Origin of the sequence: Streptococcus oralis, from assembly GCF_001075875.1 — a bacterium.
In the GTDB taxonomy this organism is placed as follows: domain Bacteria; phylum Bacillota; class Bacilli; order Lactobacillales; family Streptococcaceae; genus Streptococcus; species Streptococcus oralis_I.
On the sequence record NZ_JUOS01000182.1, the window covers coordinates 1 to 2,031 of the forward strand.

Annotated in this window: 2 protein-coding genes; both read right to left on the reverse strand. The window is 36.3% G+C overall.

Annotation, left to right across the window (positions count from 1 at the left end; all coding sequences use genetic code 11):
• A partial coding sequence (locus ADM33_RS09585; RefSeq protein ID WP_049504828.1) for an accessory Sec-dependent serine-rich glycoprotein adhesin occupies positions 1-428 on the reverse strand: 428 nt, incomplete at its 3' end.
• A gap of 1,083 nt (positions 429-1,511) precedes the next feature.
• Positions 1,512-2,031 (reverse strand): LPXTG cell wall anchor domain-containing protein (locus tag ADM33_RS09590; RefSeq protein WP_049504831.1); only part of this gene is annotated, 520 nt, incomplete at its 5' end.

A 2,031-nucleotide genomic window follows, 5' to 3' on the forward strand; every position in this document is an offset into this window, starting at 1 on the left:
GCTGATGTAGAAGCACTCTCACTGATAGAAGTTGATGCTGAAACAGAAGCTTGTTGCTCACTGTCTTTATTGACGGTACCTAAAACAGCCTGATCTGAAGTAACAAGGGTATCCGTTCCCTCAATCGTTTTCTCAACCGCTGTTTGCTCATTAGCATAGACATGCGATTGAGTCACAATTCCTCCACCAACAATCGTCCCTGCTGCCGCTATCCCCTTCAAGATATCTAAGCCAGTAATAGAAGTTGACACACGATCCTCTACAACTTCCGTTGTTACTTGAGTTGTATCAATACCACCACGAAGAACTTTAAACAGACCGAATAGAGACGTTGAGGCACGCAACCAGTGTTTCCCCGACTTAATTAGCTTATATCGAGTCACACGATCAGTTTCTCTGTATCGTCCTTCTTGACGTCTAAAAAACATGTTTTTCCTCCTTAAGTTCGTTTTTTTAAAAAACAAAAATTCAAAACATTCAAGAGAATAAAGCAGTGTTTCGTTCGGTTATTTTAGATAAATATGTTAACCGATGTTATTTTCTTTGACAATTTTGATAAAATCCGTTCTTTAAAACACTTTATTATAACACATTTTATATAACCTTGTCCAAGGATTTGAATAAAATAAATACCAGTTTTTAGAACTTTTTACCCATATTATCTAATGTCAACAGACTTAAAGTTCGTTTTTTATCTAACAACATCCAAACTTTGCTAACAAAAAGAAATAGCTACAAAGTGTCTATAATATTTAAATAGACAAAATTCAAAGATAAGACCACACTCGTCTTTAACCCTTCTCTCAAAAATTAGAAATACAGGAAAATAAGTTAAAGTTTCTAATTTCAAAAAAGGTGGCAAACTAAAATACCTCTATAAAGGTTATCAGAATGTAAACAAGTCTCATCCATAACATAAATAGAAAAAAACCTTAGAAAATCTAGTGTAATGCTATTTATAAGTTTTTTATTTTCTCTAATAACAGAAAAAAACTAAAATAGGCTTTTTCCTCAATTTGAATAATCTTAGAAAATTATTCCCAACTTGGCTGGTAAATTACAAGATAGGCAGTAGTCAATTATTTAGTGAGAAATAATGAGAGCAGAAGAGGTAGGTCTAAAATAATCGATAAAACTCCGATTAAAAAAAAGAAGGAAAACTATATAGATGTAACGAAATTGATACAAACATTACTATTAATCACCCGTTTTAGACTGAAGGCACTGTTAGAATAGAAATTCACAAACCAGTATTATCAGAACTCAATTTTCAATAGTGACGCACTATGGAAATGCAAACTTGATTCGTATCATCATTAAAAGAGTTCTACCATTCATATTTCGCAGGAAAAGCAACAATTGCACTATCATAACAGAGTAATTCTTGAACACTCTGAAATCAGAGAGGTTCTCTGATTCCTAACTTTTTTATTTTACAAGACAAAAACCTGAAAGTTTGAACTTTCAGGTTTTTTGATCAGAATAATCAACTATTAGAATAGATAAAAAACTTATTCTTCATCTCGTTTACGACGTTTCGCTACTAAACCTAGACCTGTTAGCCCTACCATAGCTCCTAGAAGAGCTGAAGAAACTGAGGCTGACGTTCCAGTATTTGGTAACTGTTTACGTTCTTGTGTCTTACTTGTAGTAGTTTGAGAAGACTGATTAGTTGAAGTAGAGTGAACCATAGAAGCACTTGCTACTGCGCTAGTCGATGCTGAAGCTGATGCTACCGCGCTAGTTGATGCTGAGGCACTTGCTACTGCACTTGTTGACGCTGAGGCTGAAGCTACTGCACTTGTTGAGGCTGAAGCTGAAGCGATCGCGCTTGTTGATGCTGATGCACTTGCGACTGCACTTGTCGATGCTGAAGCACTTGCTACTGCGCTGGTTGATGCTGAAGCTGAAGCGACCGCGCTAGTTGATGCTGATGCTGAAGCCACTGCACTTGTTGATGCTGATGCTGAAGCTACCGCACTTGTTGATGCTGATGCTGAGGCTACTGCACTTGTTGATGCTGAAGCTGAA